General features: G+C 69.7%; 17 protein-coding genes and 1 pseudogene. 13 read left to right on the plus strand and 5 right to left on the minus strand.

Translation table 11 applies throughout. The annotated features are described in order from the left end of the window. Window positions 1-25: 25 nt before the first annotated feature. From ACFY9V_RS19170 to ACFY9V_RS19195, 6 genes and pseudogenes are all read left to right on the plus strand, one after another. Window positions 26-409: pseudogene (locus ACFY9V_RS19170) on the plus strand (SDR family oxidoreductase); the annotation flags it as partial. Between the two features lie 27 nt (window positions 410-436). Further along, window positions 437-874, plus strand: coding sequence for a hypothetical protein (locus ACFY9V_RS19175; RefSeq protein ID WP_391162237.1), 438 nt, complete (start codon window positions 437-439; stop codon window positions 872-874). 13 nt (window positions 875-887) lie between these two features. Next, window positions 888-1,085, plus strand: a complete 198-nt coding sequence (locus ACFY9V_RS19180) for an MbtH family protein (protein WP_355345479.1) — start codon at window positions 888-890, stop codon at window positions 1,083-1,085. Window positions 1,086-1,198: 113 nt separating this feature from the next. Then, window positions 1,199-1,948: a methyltransferase domain-containing protein gene (locus tag ACFY9V_RS19185; protein ID WP_391162028.1), complete on the plus strand. Its 750-nt coding sequence runs from the start codon at window positions 1,199-1,201 to the stop codon at window positions 1,946-1,948. 169 nt (window positions 1,949-2,117) lie between these two features. Then, window positions 2,118-3,479 carry a hypothetical protein gene (locus ACFY9V_RS19190; RefSeq protein WP_391162030.1) on the plus strand — a complete coding sequence of 454 codons (1,362 nt, stop codon included), beginning with the start codon at window positions 2,118-2,120 and terminating at the stop codon, window positions 3,477-3,479. 792 nt (window positions 3,480-4,271) lie between these two features. After that, complete coding sequence (locus tag ACFY9V_RS19195; RefSeq protein ID WP_391162223.1) at window positions 4,272-5,102, plus strand: hypothetical protein; 831 nt, start codon at window positions 4,272-4,274, stop codon at window positions 5,100-5,102. Between the two features lie 356 nt (window positions 5,103-5,458). On the opposite strand, the gene ACFY9V_RS19200 is transcribed toward ACFY9V_RS19195, so the two are convergent. Next, window positions 5,459-7,951, minus strand: coding sequence for a SufS family cysteine desulfurase (locus ACFY9V_RS19200; protein ID WP_391162032.1), 2,493 nt, complete (start codon window positions 7,949-7,951; stop codon window positions 5,459-5,461). A 1,192-nt stretch (window positions 7,952-9,143) separates the two neighbouring features. On the opposite strand from ACFY9V_RS19200, the gene ACFY9V_RS19205 reads away from it, so the two are divergent. The 5 genes from ACFY9V_RS19205 (at window position 9,144) to ACFY9V_RS19225 (ending at window position 13,391) form a co-directional block, all read left to right on the plus strand. Next, window positions 9,144-9,674, plus strand: a complete 531-nt coding sequence (locus tag ACFY9V_RS19205) for a hypothetical protein (protein ID WP_391162033.1) — start codon at window positions 9,144-9,146, stop codon at window positions 9,672-9,674. Next, window positions 9,671-10,636 (plus strand): hypothetical protein, encoded by a 966-nt coding sequence (locus ACFY9V_RS19210; protein ID WP_391162034.1) that lies wholly within the window; start codon window positions 9,671-9,673, stop codon window positions 10,634-10,636. The genes ACFY9V_RS19205 and ACFY9V_RS19210 overlap by 4 nt, the downstream gene beginning before the upstream one ends. Window positions 10,637-10,728: 92 nt before the next feature. After that, the gene (locus tag ACFY9V_RS19215; protein ID WP_391162035.1) at window positions 10,729-12,030 is read left to right on the plus strand and encodes a hypothetical protein; all 1,302 of its coding nucleotides are present in this window, start codon (window positions 10,729-10,731) and stop codon (window positions 12,028-12,030) included. Window positions 12,031-12,076: 46 nt separating this feature from the next. After that, window positions 12,077-13,090 carry an RCC1 domain-containing protein gene (locus ACFY9V_RS19220; protein ID WP_391162036.1) on the plus strand — a complete coding sequence of 338 codons (1,014 nt, stop codon included), beginning with the start codon at window positions 12,077-12,079 and terminating at the stop codon, window positions 13,088-13,090. Window positions 13,091-13,172: 82 nt separating this feature from the next. After that, on the plus strand, window positions 13,173-13,391 hold the full coding sequence (locus tag ACFY9V_RS19225; RefSeq protein WP_391162238.1) for a hypothetical protein: 219 nt from the start codon (window positions 13,173-13,175) through the stop codon (window positions 13,389-13,391). On the opposite strand, the gene ACFY9V_RS19230 is transcribed toward ACFY9V_RS19225, so the two are convergent. The 4 genes from ACFY9V_RS19230 to ACFY9V_RS19245 form a co-directional block, all read right to left on the minus strand. After that, window positions 13,388-13,882 carry a hypothetical protein gene (locus ACFY9V_RS19230; protein WP_391162038.1) on the minus strand — a complete coding sequence of 165 codons (495 nt, stop codon included), beginning with the start codon at window positions 13,880-13,882 and terminating at the stop codon, window positions 13,388-13,390. The genes ACFY9V_RS19225 and ACFY9V_RS19230 overlap by 4 nt on opposite strands. A gap of 626 nt (window positions 13,883-14,508) precedes the next feature. Then, on the minus strand, window positions 14,509-14,898 hold the full coding sequence (locus tag ACFY9V_RS19235) for a PPOX class F420-dependent oxidoreductase (RefSeq protein WP_391162040.1): 390 nt from the start codon (window positions 14,896-14,898) through the stop codon (window positions 14,509-14,511). A gap of 270 nt (window positions 14,899-15,168) precedes the next feature. Then, complete coding sequence (locus tag ACFY9V_RS19240; protein ID WP_391162041.1) at window positions 15,169-15,894, minus strand: dienelactone hydrolase family protein; 726 nt, start codon at window positions 15,892-15,894, stop codon at window positions 15,169-15,171. Window positions 15,895-16,250: 356 nt separating this feature from the next. Continuing rightward, complete coding sequence (locus tag ACFY9V_RS19245; RefSeq protein ID WP_391162042.1) at window positions 16,251-17,462, minus strand: S8 family serine peptidase; 1,212 nt, start codon at window positions 17,460-17,462, stop codon at window positions 16,251-16,253. A gap of 317 nt (window positions 17,463-17,779) precedes the next feature. Between ACFY9V_RS19245 and ACFY9V_RS19250 the strand changes: the two genes are divergently transcribed. Continuing rightward, window positions 17,780-18,082 carry a metalloregulator ArsR/SmtB family transcription factor gene (locus ACFY9V_RS19250; RefSeq protein WP_391162044.1) on the plus strand — a complete coding sequence of 101 codons (303 nt, stop codon included), beginning with the start codon at window positions 17,780-17,782 and terminating at the stop codon, window positions 18,080-18,082. Next, window positions 18,079-18,471 (plus strand): VOC family protein, encoded by a 393-nt coding sequence (locus tag ACFY9V_RS19255; RefSeq protein ID WP_355345517.1) that lies wholly within the window; start codon window positions 18,079-18,081, stop codon window positions 18,469-18,471. The genes ACFY9V_RS19250 and ACFY9V_RS19255 overlap by 4 nt, the downstream gene beginning before the upstream one ends. The last annotated feature ends 271 nt before the right edge of the window (window positions 18,472-18,742 follow it).

Consider the following 18,742-nt stretch of genomic DNA (forward strand, 5'->3'; position numbering starts at 1 on the left):
CCTCGTCTACCACAACGGCGCACAAGTGAACTTCCTCTACCCTTACTCCGCCCTCTCCCCGGTGAACGTCGGCGGCACGAGGGAGGTCGTCCGGTTCGCCGCCGTCGGCCGGACGAAGTCCGTCCACTACGTCTCCACCCAGGCGGTCTTCTCGGCCGCCGACCTGTCCGGTGTCCGGGGCGTCCACGAGGGCAGCATCCCTGTCCACCCCGAGCACCTCTTCATGGGGTACCCCGAGACCAAGTGGGTGGCCGAGGAGCTGATCCGAAAGGCCGGAGCCCTCGGGTTGCCCTTCGCCATCTACCGGCCGCACGACGTCACCGGCCACTCCCGAACGGGGGCGTGGAAGACCGACGGCTTCCTGTGCAGCCTCATTAAGTCTTTCACCGATGTCGGAGCCGCCCCCGACATCCGGCTGCCGATGGACTTCACCCCGGTGGACACTGTTGCCCGCGCCATCGTCCGGCTCTCGCTGGACCGTCCGGCCAACGGCTCTGCTTACCACCTCAACAGCCCGCGCTACGCCCTGCTGGACGACCTCGTCGAGCACCTCAACCAAGCCGGCCACAGCGTCGACACCGTCCCGTGGAAGATATGGGTGGACCGTCTGGCCGCGCACGCCGCGCGGGACGCCGAGTCCCAGATAGCGCCGTTCCTGCCGCTGTTCACCGAACGCCTGGAGCAGTCCGGCACCAGCGTCCTCGAACTCTACCTTGAGGACCGGATGCCAGCGCTGTCCTGCACGCGGACCTGGGACACCGTCAGGGCGCTGACCGGCCAGGCGTGCCCCACCACCGACGAACTGCTCCCGAAATACGTCCGGGAGCTCACCCGCAGCGGATTCCTCGCCCCCGTCGCACCTAAGGACGACTGATCAGGAGACAGCGATGACCGACAGCCCCTTCGACGACCAGGACGGCACGTTCCACGTGCTGCTCAACGAACAGGGCCGGTACTCCCTGTGGCCGGCCTTCGCCGAGATCCCGGACGGCTGGTCCGCGGTGGTCCGCTCCGCGCGCCGCCAGGAGTGCACGGCCTACATTGCCGCGCACTGGACCGACATGGGCCACCTCCCGGCCGGCTGACCCCGGCGCACAGGGCCGGGTCAGCCGCGGGCCGCCCTCCCCGGGGGCTCCGCGCTGCGGCACGGAACCCCGGCCACCTCCTCCGTCCTCCAGCAAGGAAAAGACGTGACGACATGATGTCAAGTCAGTTCGATGCCCTGGCCCAGCTCTACGAGGACTTCTCGGCCCTACCCTTCCGCCAGCACCTGGAGTTCCCCACAGTCCTGGGGGCAGTCGGCACGGTGAACGCCGAGCGGAAGGTCCTGGACCTCGGCTGCGGCAGCGGGGTGTACAGCCGCATGCTGGCCGGACGCGGCGCGTTCGCGGTGACCGGGCTGGACGAGTCGGCAGGGATGATCGGCTACGCCCGGCGCCGCGAGGAGGCCGAGCGGCTCGGTATCCGCTACGTCGCCGGTCCGCTGCCCGCCGAACTGCACGGCACGTTCGACCTGGTGCTGGCCGTCTACGTGCTGCCGTACGCGAGCAGTTATCCGGAACTGGTGGACCTGTTCCGGACCGCGGCCGGAGCGCTGCGCACGGGAGGGGAGTTAGTGACGCTCCCGATCCATCCAGACCTTCCCGCCGACCCCGACTACTACTCCCGCTACGGCTTCCGGCTGAACCCCCTCCACGGGCGCGAGGACGGCGGCGAGGTCGACCTGCACATCCTCTTCGGCTCCTACGACACCCATGTCACCGCGCACTACGGGAGCGCACCAACCCTGGAAAAGGCTCTCGCCGAGACCGGATTCGGTCCCTCCCAGTGGCACAGGCACCGGCTGTCGGACGCGGCCGCGGCTGGCCCCGACACGTTCTGGCGCCCCTATCTGGACGCCCCGCACGCGGGGCTGCTCACCGCCAAGCAGCTCACGGGGAGGAGCTGACGACCGGCGAGGCCAGCCGGGAACGCTGCTGATCTCCTCGGCCGACAACGACGCCAGGAGTTTGACAGCCTGCTTCGGGCGAGAGCACGCTCCCAGAGCGAGCGCCATAGCGACGGGTTCCCTCCACCCGCGGTCGCAGGGCGTTCCCGCCGTTCGCCGAGGAGCCGTCATGGCAAAACTGAACGTGCCGAATTCGCAGTTACGGGCGCTGCTGGCCGAGGCCGGGTGGACGGGTGAGCAACTCGCCCAAGCCGTCAACCGGGCCGGCCGATCATCCGGGCTGGCGCTGTCTTACCAGCGGGCGTCGGTATCCCAGTGGTTGGCGGGCACCACGCCCCGTCCGCCCGTCTCCGACCTGGTCGCGGAGGTTCTGACGCTCCGCCTGGGCCGCAGGGTTACGCCGCTCGACGCAGGATTTGCAAAGAAACAGGCCCCGGCGTCGACCGCTGAGCAGGAGAACAGCGTCCACTGGAGGAGTGTCCTGCTGACGAGTCTCGACAAGCCGTCCACCGCGGCCGGGGCCACGCGCATTTATCGGGCAGCGAGCCTGCCCGGCACCGAGGAGATCCCGATGGCCTGGCCGGACGGTGCGGCTGTTGAGGGTTTGGCCCCGTCCGCCGCCGAACTGCGCTGGGCCGGCTCGATGGTCACTTTGTTCTCCGTTGCGGACCGCACCTTCGGGGGCGGACACGCCAGGCCCGCGCTCCAGGGGTTCCTGGCCCACACCGTCGCGCCCTGGCTGTCGGCCCCGGCCTCGCCCGGTGTCCGCCGTGAACTGCTCACGACCGCTGCCCGGTTGACCTACCTGTGCGGTTTCATGAACTTCGACGACGAGCGCCAGGGCACCGCTCAGTCCCTCTACCGGCTGAGCCTCAGCCTGTGCGAGGGCGCCGACGACCAAACAGGCGCAGCGCTGGCCCTGCGTGCGCTGAGCGTCCAGTCCCGCGCCCTCGGATACTTCGCCAACGCTCGCGTCCTGGCCGAGGCCGCAGTAGCGCGAGGCGCCCGGCAGGCCCCGCGCCACGTCCGGGCCAGCCTCATCGGACAGTTGGGCGTGGCCGAGGCGGCGTCCGGCAACAAGAAGGAGGCATTGCGCCTGCTGGGCCGGGCCGAAAGCAACCTCGGCCGGACATCGAACGCGCCCCACGACGTCGGAGCGTTCGACACCGCCGCCTTCGCCCATCAGGAAGCTGTGGTGATGCATTACCTGGGGCAGAAGAAGGACACGCTCCTCGCGCTGGAACGGTCCGTACGCCTACGCCGACCTGGCGAGGCCCGGTCGCAGGCCATCCTGCTCGCGCGCCTGGCCGAGCGCCAACTCGCCCAGGGCCACGTGGAAGCGGCATGCCAGACCTGGCACGGCTTCCTGGATCTCATCCCCGGCCTCACCTCCCGGCGCATAGACCGGGCCCGCAACGAGTTGGCCGCCCGCTTGCGCCCCTACCGTACGCTTCCGGCAGTCGCGGCCTTACTGCGCCGGAACAGCGCGCTGATCCCGGACCGGGACGGCGGGACGTCCGGCATGCGCTGAGGAAGGCACCGGTCGAGAACGGCTCGACAAGGGTCGGGTCGGTGAACTATCAGTGCGGCACTGGGCTGCGCCGGCTCTCAAGCCGCGCATGCCGGGGCCGCCGCCCGGCCAGCCCTCTGCCGACCCGGCCGCAGGACAGCGCCGGAGGCAGAAATCGGTCGAATTGCCCGCGTCAGCGCCTGCGCCGCCGGGCTACGCGGGCGCCCGGCGTCCACCACGGCCGTTCTGACCGCCGCCCGCGCAAGCCGGGGCAAACGTCCCCCTCCGAACTAGCCCAGGTCACGGCGGAGTACGGCCCCGTGCGCTGCTGACCGGAGCCCGTCAAAGGTGGCTGGGAATCTCCGGAAATATATTCGAAAGCGGGCCTTTTCCTTTATGCGCAGACCTGTCTGTGCTCTGCTGATTTGAGCCAGTCCTATGACTCGGACATAGGACAGATCGTGTAAGGCAGGGCTGGGCATGAACAGGACACGTAAGACCGAGCGCTTCAATGTCACAGCAGACCGCTCCACTGCGGACTTCCGTATCGCCACGACTTTCCTCCATCCCACCAGGGGCGAGGTGCGGTGTCCGGCGTCCGGCGTGGTGACGGAGTGGCTTGGACGCGCGGGAGCCGAGGTGCGGGAAGAGCCGTTCGGAGCCCTCGACGCTCACGGTCCGAGGCGGCGGGGCACGGAAGCCGTCTTCGGGACTACGTACCTCGAACCCGACGGTACGGCAGTGGGCATCGCCGTCGCGTCTGCCGGGCACTGGCAGGAGGCCGAGGACGCGGTGCACCGGTGGACGCAGGCGATGAGGACCCGGCGCGTGCTTCTGGTTTCCGCCGACGAGCGGTGCGCCGGGCTGTTCCGCGGGCCGGCCGCTTCTGCTGGATCCGCTCAGGACGCCCGCCCGCTCCGCAGCCTGCCGAGCGGGCGGGCGTCCCGGCAATGCCCGCACCGCCTCGCAAGCCAGATGCTGACGGCCGACTTCCTCGCCCGGGGCGAGACGGTGGTGGTGCTCGGGCGGCCCGGAGTGCCCCAGGTGCCCGGTGCCGCAGGGGAACGTGGGACCGCCGTCACCGTCATCGCCACCGTGGAGCACGCCCGTCACTTCCGGCCGGCGGACCCCGACCGGCTGTCGTTCGTCCTCTCTCCGTGCACCCCGGTCGAGCCGGCCGCAGAGATCCTCGGCGTCTTGCGGACCCGCTTCCCCAGGCTGCGCGGGCAGCATCCCGACCAGTGGTGCTACGCGGAATCGGACTTCCGTGCCGCGTCCGCCTCGGTCACGGACGCGAGCGACCTGCTCATCACCGTCGGGCACGGCCCCTTCCCGGCTGCCGGGGCCATCGTGCCTCCCAAGCGGTACCGGCACATCGACGGTCTCGGCGACCTGCATCCCGACGATCTGGCGCGGGCACCGACCGTGGGGCTCGTCGAACGTGGCCCCGACTCCGCCCACCTCACCCGGCAGATCCTCACCGCCCTTTCCGGGCTGGGTCCGCTCAGCGTCGTCCAACGGCAGTACCGGACACGGAAGTACGACATCCAGCACGTCCTCCGGTCGGCCAGGACCTCCCCGACTGAAACTACCGGCCTCCGGTCGGCAGACGGACGCATGGACGAGATCGGAGCGCACCTGTAGTACCGCGCCCGTATGCGGAGACTGAGCCCCTGGACGGGAGGGGCCTTGCGGAGGTTGACATATAGGCAAATCGCCCGTGACTGGCCACGGCATATGTTGGAGGCACAGAAGGCGGAGCCCCTCCATCCAGACCTCCCCCGGCCTTCGCAGTGGGCGCGCCGGCCCAGGCCCGGCGTCGTTCCGCGGAGGGCTTGGACAGGCCGCCCCTCCCGACGGGGGCGCTACCGGCAGATACCGACGCCCGATGCCAGGGCGGCGCGGTGGTACCGAGCCGAGAGACGGGGCGACCGAACGGATACCGCCTCGCGGAGTGCCCCCCTGGGGGTACAGGTGGGCATCGTCCCTACCCGCCGGGTTCAGGCGCGGATTTCGTAGACGGCACTGCGCGGTGTTTCGGCGGCACGGCGCCAGTGGGCGAAGCCGGCTTCTCGGGCCAGCGAACGCAGCGCGTGTTCGCCCGCGTGGTTGCCCAGGGCCTGGGGGCCGTGCTGGGCGACCGCTGCGGGCAAGCACAACCCTACGGACAGTGCCATGAAGAGTTTGCTGACGGGGTGCGTGTTCATCGTCGGATCCGCCTCTCCGTTGGGTTCGACGAGCATGACCGTGCCTGCCGGCTTGAGGATGCGGCGTGCACCTTTCAGGGCCGCGAGAGGGTCACCCATATCGTGGAGGCAGTTGAAGAAGGTCACCAGGTCGTAAGCCGGGCGGTCGGCGTCAAGGTCGGCGGCGGCGACGGTGTGGAAGTGAACGCGGTCGTCGAGGTCGCGCTCTTCGGCGATGATCGCAGCCCGGTCGATGGACTCGGCGTGGTAGTCGTATCCGTCGAACGCAGATCGGGGGAAGGCCGCTGCCATCAGCATGGTGGAGTAGCCGACCCCGCAGCCGATGTCGGCGACCTGGGCGCCGCTGTCGAGGCGCTCGCGCACTCCCTGGAGGGCGGGCAGCCACCGAGTGACGATGTTCGCGTTGTAGGCCGGCCGGAAGAACCGCGCCACGGCTCGGAACATCTGTGGCGGGTACTCACTCCAGTCCACGCCCTCGCCGGTGCGGAAGCACTGGGCGAGCCGGTCTTCGACCCGGTAGAGGGTTTGCAGTGCGGTGAAGATGCCGACGCCCGCTGTTGGGGCGTCGGGGTGGGCGAGGACCTGGGCATGGGCGTCGGGGAGCTCGTAGGTGCGCTGACCGTCCGCTTCGGTGCCGGGTGATACCACGTATCCGGCGCCGTACTGGGTGTGCAGCCACTCGCGTACGTAGATCTCCTGAGTACCGGTCCGTTCGGCCAGTTGGGCCGGTGTCAGCGGTCCCGCGCCGGCCATCGCCCGGTACAGACCCAGGCGGTCGCCGAGTGAGACAGCCAGTCCTCCCACCGCGGTCGCCGCGTCGGTGAACACCCGGTCGGAAAAGGCCGTCACCAGCTCAGACGGGGCCGAATCCGCCGTGGGCTCGGGAGAGGCGACCGCACGCGCCTCCGCCTTCTCCCGCGTGGGTGGACCGCCCGCCTGATGCCCGGTGTGTTCGGCGAGTTCAGCGACCGCCTCGAGGAACACGTCGATCTCGTCCTCGGTGTTGTAGGCGTAGAAGGAAGCGCGAGTGGTGGCGGGCAGTCCGAAGCGCACACACGCCGGACGGGCACACAGGTGACCGACGCGAATGCCGATCCCGCGCTCGTCCAGGTGTTCTCCGATCTCGTCGGGAAAGCGTCCCTTGAGCGCAAAAGAGATCGCTGGCCCGCGATCACGGCTGTCAGCGGGGCCGACGATCCGGGCACCCGGGATGTTCGCCAGCCCTTCGAGCGCGCGGGCGGTCAGTCGGGCGCAGTGCTCGGCGATCCGGTCGCGGCCCAGCGTGTCGAGGTAGGCGCAGGCGGCGGCGAGTCCTATGGCTTGGGCGATCATGGGAGTGCCGGCCTCGAATCGCTGCGGCGGGTCGGCGTAGGTGGAGTGCCCCATGGCGACGGTGTCATTCATCTCCCCGCCCGTCAGGAACGGTGGAAGCGCCCGCAGGAGTTCCCCCCTCCCCCACAACACCCCGATCCCGGTGGGGCCGCACATCTTGTGCCCGGAGAACGCCAGGAAGTCCACCCCGAGTTCGGTGACGTCGACGGGGAAATGCGGCACCGACTGACACGCGTCCAGGACCGTCAGCGCCCCCACCTCCTTGGCGCGTTTCACCAGCACCGACAAGGGGTTCACCGTGCCGTACACGTTCGACTGGTGAGTGAAGGCCACAACCTTGGTGCGCTCGTTGACCACCTCGTCGAGGTTGTCCAGATCCAGTCGCCCTTCTTGAGTGATCGTCAGCCACGCCAGCTCCGCACCGGTCTGGCGGCACAACTGCTGCCAGGGCATCAGGTTCGAGTGGTGTTCCATCTCGGTGATGACCACGCGGTCCCCCGGCCCCAGCGCCAGGGACCGCAACTCACGCTCCGCACGGGAGGCGTTCGCCAACGCGTATGCGACGAGATTGAGCCCCTCGGAGGCATTCTTCACCAAGACCATGTCCTGCGGCCGGGCACCGATGAAGCCGGCGATCCTGGCCCGCCCCCGCTCCAGCAGATCCGTCGCCTCACGCGCCACCTGGTGGGAACTTCGGTGCACATTGGCGTTGTGAAGACGGTAGAAGTCGGCCTCGGCCGCCAGGACCATCTCCGGCTTCTGTGCGGTGGCCGCGCTGTCCAGATACACCAGCGGAACACCGCCTCCGACCCGGCGCGAAAGGATGGGAAAGTCCGCCCGGATCTCGTCAAGGTCAAACACCCGCTGGCCCGCGCCCGGCACAGAGTCCCGCAGTGCCGAGTGCGCACCGCACGGACAGTCAGAATCAGCATTCATATGCACCCTCCAGTTCATTCGATGAGTTCGAGGACGGCCGCAACACGCCCATTAACCAACTCTCCGCAGGGGACGTGTAGAGAAGCCGGTGACGGAGGTGTTAAATGCGCCGGGACGTTTACAATTGCTGACGCCACGCGGGACGCGCCTGGTGCGGCGGCGGAGAACTTCAGTTGACGCGACGTGCTGCTACGGCATCGCGGTGATCACCATCAACCCGCAGCGGGCCGAGGGCAATCTCGTCGAACTCGCCGACATCGGCTCCGCCTGGACGACCTGGTGCGATGGCACCCGCTGGTCACCATGCACATACGCGCCCTGACCGAGACGCTCGCCCGCCACCACCCCCATCACCCCGGACCAGGCGGCCACGCTACGCCCGCTCGACGCCCGCTCCACCCCGCTCGTCCTCCCCCTCCCCGGCGCCCTCGACCAACTGCGCCCGCTGGGACGCCGCCGCGTCGAAGTCGCCCTTCGCGCGCTAGTCACCGGACAGACCCTCCGCCTCGATAACGGCATTCCTGCGGCTCCGCCAGCAGCACCTCCGTCACCGCCGGGGCTCACGGCCGACGCGCTTCCCGCGAACCCCGGGAATCGCCCCCCTGTGCTACCTGGCCGAACACCCGGGCGGCGGCTATCACGTCTACGCGCAGATCCACTTCCACGCCGAGGACGCCTGCGTCGCCCCCACCGACGAGCCCGGTTGGTGCAGGCTCATTCCCCGAGACGCTGTGCTGGCTCGGACCGGCGTGAGCAGCGCACGCAGCGGCAGCACTGGCCGAGGTCTTCGGGCCCGAAGCCGAGCGCGGCTATGCCTCCTTTGTCCCGACAGCTGACGGCGGGCACGTGCTCAAACGCAAGTGGTTCGCCCAGGACGCGCTTGCGCGGCGCGAGCAACTCCACCCGGGTATAACCGTTCGACCCGACGGCTTGGCGGAGTATCTGCGCTCCCGTGGGGGACCCAGGTCAGGGCGACGCCTCCCTTCCGCAGGGTCCGCCACGACGTCCACTGCGCGAATCCACGTCCACTGGCCGCATCTACAGCCCCCGTTCCGGCGGTGGCCGGGGCTCAGGAGGCGGGTCGCAGAGCCGATCGCGTGATCGTTTTCCGGCTGCGGCACGGATGGGTTTGAGATTGTACTGATTTTCATATTTTCATGACGACATGCACCGTATATGAACATGTGTTTGGAAAGGTCGTGCCCAGAACATGACGCGTATCCCTGTCTCCCGCGGCATCGCCGCTCTCGCGGTGGCCATCACCGCTGCCGCCCTCCCCGCCTCCCGGGCAGTTCTGCATGACGCTCCCACCGTCGCTGTCGTCCGCGCGGCCGACGATCCGACGCCTTCCCCGACCGACTCGACCTGCCCGGACGGCGCGGAGAAGCCCTGCCCCGCGTCCACGAAGGACCGTGAGGAAGTGGACGGGCAGCGCGACAAGGTGGAGAAGGACGAGGCGCAGGCCAAGGAGGACATCGGCGCCGCCAAGGGCGAGGCCACCAAGTGCCCGCCCACCTCGAAGGACTGCATGACCAACCTCGCCGGGGACGGCCACGAGCAGAAGGAGGGCATGGCCAAGACCCAGCAGGAACTGGAAGGCGTCCACCCCGCTCCTTCAAACAACGCACAGAGCGCGGTCAGCGGCGAGTGCTCCGCGTTCGGAGCCGATCTGCCCCCCGCGCTGTCGTCCTCCGGTGACCCCGCCGACCTCACCCGCGTCTGCGAGTTGATGAACCCATGACCGCCGCGACGAACCGTCGAGTCCTTGCCGCCGCCGCAGCCCTGGCGATCGCGCTGTCCGCCCCGGCCGCCGCAGCGGCCGACGGCCCCGACCCCGCCGTCCCCGTCGCGCAGGCCTTCGACGGCGACAAGCCGCTGGACTCCCCGCAGAAGATCAGCGACTACTGTGCCGGACACGCCGGTGCCTGCCGCTTCGAGATCAACCGCGACGCCTCCAGGGAGTACGTCACCGCTGTCAGATCGCTGGGCAATGCGGTCCTCAACTGCACCAAGGAGCCGATCAAGGTCAGCCGTCAGGTCTCCCTCCAGGTCTCCAGCTCCGACAACCTCGGCGGCGAGATCACCGGGCAGATCACCATCGAGGGAAGCCTGAACGCCTCCGGCTCGGTGACCGCCGGCGTCGGCGGCGAGGCCGGCGGGACCTTCAAAACCCCGGACCAGTCCAAGGGGCCCAGCGCCGAGGCCACCGCGAAGGGAACCGCCAACGGCAGCGGCACCCTGACCGGCACGGCGGGCCTGCGGGCCGCCTTCGAGGGCGCCTTCAAGCTGTCGTACTCCAAGAACTGGAGCACCCAGCAGACGGAGTCCACCACATACGAGGTCACCGTCGCCCCGGGCGACGCGCTCATGTTCGGCGCGAGCGCTGCGATGCAGCGCGTGGCCGGCAGCATCCTCACTGGAAGCGGCCTCGGGGCGCACAACGTCTTCGTGGACGGTCCTTCCACCGTCAACCGCAGCACCTTCGTCGCGGACACCTACACCGTGCCCGGCAACACCTGCCAGCGGCTGCGGCCCGGCGGCAGGGACGCCATCGACGAGACCACCACGCCCCCGCCCACCCGCAGCGTTCCGGCCCGCCGTGCCGGTGCGCGCGCCGGGTCCGACGCCGGCCTGACCGTCGAAAGGCTGCCCGCGGGCGCCTGGCTCAAGCACCGCGTTCACCTCGCGGGCGTCGCCTCGTGAGCGCCCGCACGAAGCCGCCGCACGGTCCGGCCCCGGAGAGGACCCTCGTGACCACAGCCCGCCCCGTGCTTCGCCGTGCCGCTGTCGGGGCCATGTGTCTCGGCCTGGTGGCCGTCGCCTTTCCGGAGGCGTCCTCGGCGGACACGCCCGAGCCGGTCGCTGTGATCAACGGCGACCTGGCGCTTCCGGCGATCACCGGAAACGGCAACACCCTCACGCCCACGGGATGGTCGGTGGGTTCGACGTCCGCGAACAACGGTGCCGGAACCGCCAGCGGAGTGTTTCGCTACGCGGGCACCGTCACGGGCCACCCCGGGGGGAAGGCCGCGGCGATGCTGCCCCAGAACGGCTCGTCCTACGAGTTCAAGCAGCGTCTGCGCGGTGTGCGGCCGGGCGCACGGGTCACGGTCACCTTCGACGACAGCCCCGGCATCGCGATGCAGTGTGCCCCCCGCACGGTGGAACAGGGGCAGACCTACACCGTCCAAGGTGAGGGCGGCGCCGTTCAGAAAGAGCTGACCGAGCCCGACCCGGACAAGGAATGGAATGTCTTCGGCGCAGGTGTCTGGCGCACCGGGCGCACTTACACCTTCACCGCCAACGCCTACGAGCCGCTGCTCACCTTCGCCTCCACGGTCCCGGTCAAACCCAACGGCGGCGCGGCCGGCACCGGCACCAACGGCGGACAGTGCGGACCGATGATCACCAACATCACGGCGGTCCAGGTTCCGCCCCCACTGGACAAGACCATCCGCAACAACGAACTGCCGCCGTCGCTGGCGTTCAGGGGCAACGACAAGCGGAACGTCACCGAGGCCGTCACCGAGTGCAACACCGCCGCCAGCCGCTGCACGTTCACGGCCGAGTCCGACTACTCATTCGCGTACTACGAGCCCGCCAGGCAGGCCGAGGAGGGATACATCAACTGCACCCGCGCGACCATCACCCGAGAACGGCCGCTGCGGATCTCCTCACGCACCATCAGCGACCTGCCCGCCGCCGCCGGACTGCCCCCGGCCCCCGGGTCGGCTGCACGCTCGAACATGAACGGCCAGTTCACCACCGGCACCGGCACTACCCCCGCATGGGCCCCGGCGGCCGACCGGACGGTCCGTGAGGTCATCAGCCCCGGCGAGGTCTCCTGGATCGAAACCCAGAGCGGACGCCAGCGCACCGAAGGCTGGTACACCTCCAATCCCACACCCGCCGACCCGAACCTCGACTGGCGCCTCTACACGGTCGTCGACCACCCCTCCACCCAGCTCGCCGACCGCGTCTACCAGCGCACCGGTCCCCTCACCTCCGGTGAGCAGGCACGCTGCCGCTCCAACCGTCCCTCTGCCGAAACCCCCGTCGACGCGGGCGCGCCGGCAGCCGGAGCCGACCGTGGCTGACGTGACCACCACCTCCCCGAGTTCTCAGGGAAAGGGAAACCGCCCCATGCCGACCCGCCGTGAAGCAGGCCGACGCCACTGGAGACCCGCGGCCGTACTGATCACCCTGGCCGCCGTCAGCCCCCTGCCGGCGCTCACCCAGCCGGCCTCCGCCACCCCGGGGACCGCCCCCGCCGTCGTGACGCCGGCTCCCGCCCAGCGCGCCGCAACCGACTGGGCGACACTCGCCTGGGGCGACAACACCTACGGCCAGACCGCCATCCCCGGCGCCGCGCTGCGGGGGGCGAGCGCCATCGCCGCCGGTGCCTTCCACTCGCTGGCCGTCAAGGACGGCGCCGTCACCGCCTGGGGCAGCAACCTCTACCACCAGACAGACGTCCCGGCCGCGCTCCACTCCGACGTCACCGCCGTCTCCGGCGGCTACCTCCATTCCCTCGCCGTCAAAAACGGCCAGGTCATCGCCTGGGGCAGCGACCGCTACGACTCCACAGCCGTCCCCGCCGCCGCGCAGACCGGCGTCGACGCCGTCGCGGCAGGCCAGTTCTTCTCGCTCGCCCTGAAGCACGGCCAAGTCCTGGCCTGGGGCGACAACCGCTACGGCCAGACCCAGACCCCCGAAGGAACCCACACCGGCATCACCGCGATCGCCGCCGGCGCCTACCACGCCCTCGCCCTCACCGACGACGGCAAAGTCATCGCGTGGGGCGACAACCGCAAGAAGCAGACGGACGTCGTCACCCCGGTCAAGAACGGCACGGCCACGGCCATCGCCGCCGGCAAGGACTTCTCCGTCGCAGTCGTAGGCGGTCGCGTCTACGCCTGGGGCACCGCGATGACCAACCAGTGGGTGCCGACTACCGCCCAGACCCGGGTCGTCGCGGTGGCAGCCGGATACGACCGCATCGTCGCCCTGCGCGACAACGGCCAGGCCATTGAATGGAAAGCCAACACCACGGCCCTCACCGCACTCCCCACCGACGCCGCCACCAAAGTCCAGGCCATCGCAGCGGGCGGCTACCACTCCCTCGTCCTGCGCGGCGACCCGCCCGCCCAGCCATGACCACCTGAAACGCCGATCGCGCAACAGGCTCCCGACGTAGACCGGCTGCCGCTCGCCAAAGGCCACGCGGCAGCCGGTTCACATGCCTCACTCCGCCACGCAACCCCGCTCAGGATCTCCCCAACTACCGCTACCGGGCTGGGCAGAACACCGCGCGGCTCGAATCATCAAGTACGCCGCGTCCACCGGCCAGTACCCGGTCGCGGTTCTGTCCGGCTGCGTCGTCTACGCCGCCGACGGCCCCTCACCGCTGGACGTCCTGGCCTGCAAGGACGGCAAGCCGTTGCCCGGCGGCTTCTAGCTCGGCGTCCACCCCGGCTTGGTCAAGCAAGAAGGCACCCAGCCCACCTGCGTGGTGGCGTTGGCGTAGATGTATTCCAGTACGCGGCAGCCCTTGGTCGCGGACGTGGTGGAGCAGGTGGCCTGCGTGACGGCGGACGTGGGTGCGATGGCGTACTTGGGGCGGGCCAGGAACGTATTGCCGACCGGGATCTTCTCCGAGACGACCTGGGTGGTGGAGTTGGTGGTCGGCAGGAACATCGAGGTGACCCGCCACGTCGTAGCCGAGGGGTCGACCTTCGCGAACGTGCTGGCCTTCGCCGCCTTCAAGGTGAAGGTGCCGGTGAGCGGGGAGCCGGTCAGCGTCAGGTCCTCCGCGCCCCGTTCGGGCTTCCACCCGCCGCCGGAGGCCGCGGTGAACCCGGTCGGATCACCGTCCGCATCCGGACGTGGCCTGGCCCATAAGGCGTACTCCTCCCGCGCGATCCGCGAGCACCTGCGCGAGCGTGGCATGCGGGCGGTTATCCCCCGTTCCGGCCGATCAACGAGACCACCACCTGCGACGCGGAAGGCCACCAACCCTTGACCGCGAGGCATACAAACAGCGCCACACCGTTGAAGGCTGCATCAACCGCTTGAAGCAGTGACGAGGCATGGCCGCCCGTGACGACAGGACAGGGACCATCTACCTGGCTGGACTGCACATCGCGAGGATCTTCCTCCGGCCCGCCAGCTGATCCAAACGAAACGGCCCAGCGGTAAAGCTAGCCGGGCTGCCGAAGAGAACCCGGTTCTACAGCCTGAAGCACTTCTCCACCACATGGCTCCTTGATTCTGGCCTGAACCCCAAGGCCGTGCAGGCGCTCTTCCGGCACAGGGAGTTCAACGAGACGATGCATACCTACGCGCACCCGCCGGTTGCGGAGCCGGGCCTCACTGTGCGGACGTGCGGTCACCTGGTCGCTGCGGTCGGCAGGACGAAGACCGAGCCACCGGCTGAAGCAGATTTCGGGTCCTCAGTATCCATGCGCCCCCACCGATCCCCACGCCGGATCGCGACACCACCCGGCCCCAGCTCCTCCGCCGACCGCCTCGGCGACGTCGGGATCGCGTTGGCGGGCGGGGACGCTGCCGCACGGTCAGGCGAGGGTGATCCGGATGCCGACGGTGCCGTCCAGGCCGCGGCGCAGGCGGCTGCCCAGGAGGGTGAGTCTTCCGGTCAACCCGTACTTGCGGGCCAGGAGACGGCGGTAGTGCTGGGTCTGCTCGCCGGTGAGGATCTCCGCCCGTCCTGGGACGGGCTCGCCCGAGGGGTTGCCGCGAATGTCGCAGGCGGACACCAGGACGTCGGCGCGGTTGCGGATCCTCTTGACCTTCCCGGAGTCGGCGACCGTCCAGATACCGAGGGCGTCACCGTCCCGGATCACCCACACCGGGGTCGGAACCTCTATGCCGTCCCGACGGAAGGTAGTGACCCGGACGTACTTGCCCGATGCCAGCCGCTCAAAGTCCGTTTGACCATCTGTCATGGCGGAAGGGTACGTCACGGCTTGATGGAACCTCCCCCTGCGTGCCCGGCATGCGCTTGAGCAGAAGGCCAGGTCGTGGGTGCGAGAACGGAGTGGGGTGATCGTCGGCCGTGCGGTGGTGACGTGCTGCCTCCGTCCAACGCCGGACGGATCTGTCGGTGTCTTCGTAGCGAATCCGAGCTGCGGTGATGCCCTAAAAACCGGAGCACCCGGAGCCGGTGGCGATCTACCGGCCTGGTTCGCGGCCCGGAAGGGCGGTTGCCGGCCGGATCACTCCGTTACGGGCAGGCACTCGGTGAGCAGGTCGATGACGTCGCGCCAGGCGCGTTGTGCGTGCAGTGGGTGGTGGCCGACGCCGGGAACCATGGGGTGGTCGACCGGCGGGTGGTGGAAGGCGTGGAGGGCGCCGCCGTAGACCACGAGGCGCCAGTCGACGCCCGCGGCCTGCATCTCGGCGGTGAACGCGTTGCGTTGCGCGGGAGGCATGATGGGGTCTTCCGACCCGACGCCCGCCCACACCGGGCAGCGGATGCGCGCTGCCTCGCCCGGCCGGCCGGTGGTCGTCGCGTTGACGGTGCCGATCGCGCGCAGGTGGGCGCCGTCGCGCCCGAGTTCCAGCCCGATGGCGCCGCCGGTGCCGTAGCCGATGGCGGCGATCCGGTCGGGGTCGGTGCGCGGTTCGGCGCGCAGCACGTCCAGCGCCGCGTGGCCGATCCCCCGCATCCGGTCCGGGTCGGCGAGCAGCGGCAGGCAACGGGCCAGCATCTCCTCGGGGTCCCCCAGATAGCGCCCACCGTGCAGGTCGAAGGCCAGCGCTACGTATCCCAGCTCGGCGAGAGCATCCGCCCGGCGGCGCTCGACGTCACTGAGCCCCATGCCCTCAGGCCCGAGCAGCACCGCGGGCCGGCGGTCGGTACCGGCCGGAAGCGCGAGGTGCCCGACCATCGTCAAACCGTCAGCCGGGTACTCGACCGTACGCGTGGTAACCGTCGTCATACGACTGGACCGTAATGGCCGTCGAGCCCGGTCGGGCCGCTGTTCTCCGCCGGCGGAACAGAAAAATCCGCGCACACCTCGCGCCCGCCCGGCCCGAGTTCCCAAGTCATCGGCAGACCTGGCAGGTCCTGGTAGATGACGGACAAGCCGAGCGGGTCGTTTGGCGTCGCCCGGTGTCGGTGCGTCGAGCCGGACGGTGGCGGGGCTGCCGCAGCCGTGGGGGGGCGCCGGGCGCCGGTGGCGGATGCCGCCAGTCCACCGGCCGTCGTATCCCGGTCGGCCACCACATGGGCGGGGGCACGGTTGACGGCCGGGTGGCGCGATCCGCCTGTCACGATGCCGACGGCTGGTCCGGGCTAGAGTCCGTCGGTGAACAGAAGTGCGTTGGGGGACGTCGGGTTGAGCTTGGTCAGGACGTTCCGGGTGGCCGTGGTCTCCAGGAATTCGGCGGTCTCGGCGGGGTTGGCCGCGGGGTGTTCCTGCTTGTAGAGGACGGCGACTCCGGTGGCGTGCGGTGCGGCCATCGAGGTGCCGTTCCGGGAGGCGGAGCCGCCGCCGAGTTTGGCTGAGAGGATGCCTTCTCCGGGGGCGTAGAGATTGACGCATGGGCCCCAGTTGGAGAACGTGCTCTGTTCGTCGGACCTGTTGCTCGCCGCGACCGTGACCACCCGCTGCGCGGAGGCCGGGGATTGCTCGCAGGCGTCCTTCGCGTCGTTGCCCGCCGCGAGGACCGGCAGGACGCCCGCGTCGGAGAGGGCGGTTGTGGCGGTGTTGAGCGCCGGGGACTTCTCGCCGCCGATGGAGGCGTTGAGGACGGCGGGCTGCACGGCGTGCTTGGCGACCCAGTCCAGGCCCGCGATCACCGCGGAGTCGTCGCCGTTGCCCCGGCAGTCCAGGACTCGGACACTGACCAGGCTCGCCTTGGTGGCGACGCCGTAGGTGTTGCCACCGACCGTTCCTGCGACGTGCGTGCCGTGGCCGTTGCAGTCGGCTCCGTCCCTGCCGTCCGCGACCGCGTCGAAGCCGAACGTGGCGCGCCCGCCGAACTCGGAGTGGCCGTAGTCGATGCCGGTGTCGAGGATGTAGGCGGTCACTCCGGCGCCGTTGCCGGTGGTGATGAACTTCCCGTCGAGCGGCAGATCGCGCTGGTCGATCCGGTCCAGGCCCCAGGACGAGGCCGCCGGGCCCAGGCGTACCGCCGGGGTGGACGCGGTCGCCGGGTCGGGAACAGCGACCTTCCCGTCCTCCTCCACCGCCTCCACCCCGAGGCTGCCGCGGACGAGCGTCAACTGCTGGGGAGTGAGGCGGACAGCGAAGCCGTTGAGGACCGTGTTGTAGAAGAAGGCCGGCTTGAGACCCAGCTTCGCCGCCGTTCCGGCGGGGTCGATTCTCTTGTCGAGGGTGACGATGTACTCGCCCGGCACCCGGTCCGCCGCGCGTACCAGCGGTGCGGGCCCCGCGGCCGAAGCGGAGGCGGAAGCGAAAGCAGAGGGCGTACCGGCGACGAGAGGCCCACTGAGGGCGAGCACGACGGCACCGGCGAGAGCGATCTTGCTACGAGTGTTCACTCGGCTCAGGTGATCACGCGGAAACGATCCCTCCCAAGGACACCTCCCGGCGATTCGCGCGACTTGCTCCTGCGACTTCTGACCCGATACCTCGGGGTCAGCGCGCAGACGCTCGCTCCGCAGCCGGACCGCCCGGCGGGCTACCTTCGATTGCCGGAACAGCTCCGAGCGGACGTCTTGGCGAGGTTCAAACCCTCGGCCGGGTCCGTCGGCGAGGTTCACGCCGCCGTCGGGTCCGTGAGCACCGCCTGGTCATCGACGGTTCCGGCGTGTGCCTCGGCTTGATAGGCAAGTGGGGGGTTGCCTATCATGGGGGCGTGGCCGATGACCTGTTCAAAGCCTTGGCCGACCCCACCCGCCGGACGATCCTCGACGAGCTCGCGGAGAAGTCAGGACAGACACTGTTCGAGATCTGCTCGCGGCTGGCGATGAAGCATCGGCTCGGGCTCTCGCGTCAGGGGGTCTCGCAGCACCTCGCCGTGCTGGAGGCGGCCGGGCTCGTCGAGACCCGGCGGGAGGGGCGCTACAAGTTCCACGACCTGAACACCGACCCGCTGCGGCAGATCACCGAGCGCTGGCCTGTCCGCGGCACGCCCGGACCAAGGGAGAGCACCTCATGAGGATCCATCTGACCAGTGTGTTCGTCGACGACCAGGCCAAGGCCCTGGCCTTCTACACGGACGTCCTCGGCTTCGTGAAGAAGTACGACGTGCCGGTGGGCGAGAAGGACCGGTGGCTGACCGTCGTCTCACCCGACGAGCCCGGCGGGACCGAGCTCCTCCTGGAGCCCGCCGGCCACCCGGCCGTCACGCCCTACCGCGACGCGCTCTTCGAGGACGGCATCCCCCTCGCCCAGTTCGCCGTCAGCGACGTGAAGGCGGAGTACGAGCGCCTGTCCGGGCTCGGCGTCCGTTTCACTCAGGAGCCCCTGGAAATGGGCCCCGTGACCACCGCCGTCTTCGACGACACCTGCGGCAACCTCATCCAGATCGCGACCCAGCCCCAGTAGCCGTCCGCCCCGCGCACCCGCCTGCGTCGCGTATCCGGCGTCGTCGGGGTAGTTCATGGACAGGCAGAGCAGTACGTCGAGTCCTGAGTCGCCCGCGACGCCGAAGCGTTTCCATTCATTGTAGTGCGGCCAGGAGTCGCACTTCGCGTCGTCGGTGGTGCCTCGGTAGGTGGCCAGGATTTTGAAGTTGCCGGTCCGGCCGGTCTGGGTGCTCCAGGAGCCGCCGGAGTTGGCGCCGTAGACGCAGTCGCCCTGCCGCGCGTGGAAGGCG

The sequence above is a fragment of the Streptomyces sp. NPDC008317 genome (genome assembly GCF_042955955.1).
Classification (GTDB): domain Bacteria; phylum Actinomycetota; class Actinomycetes; order Streptomycetales; family Streptomycetaceae; genus Actinacidiphila.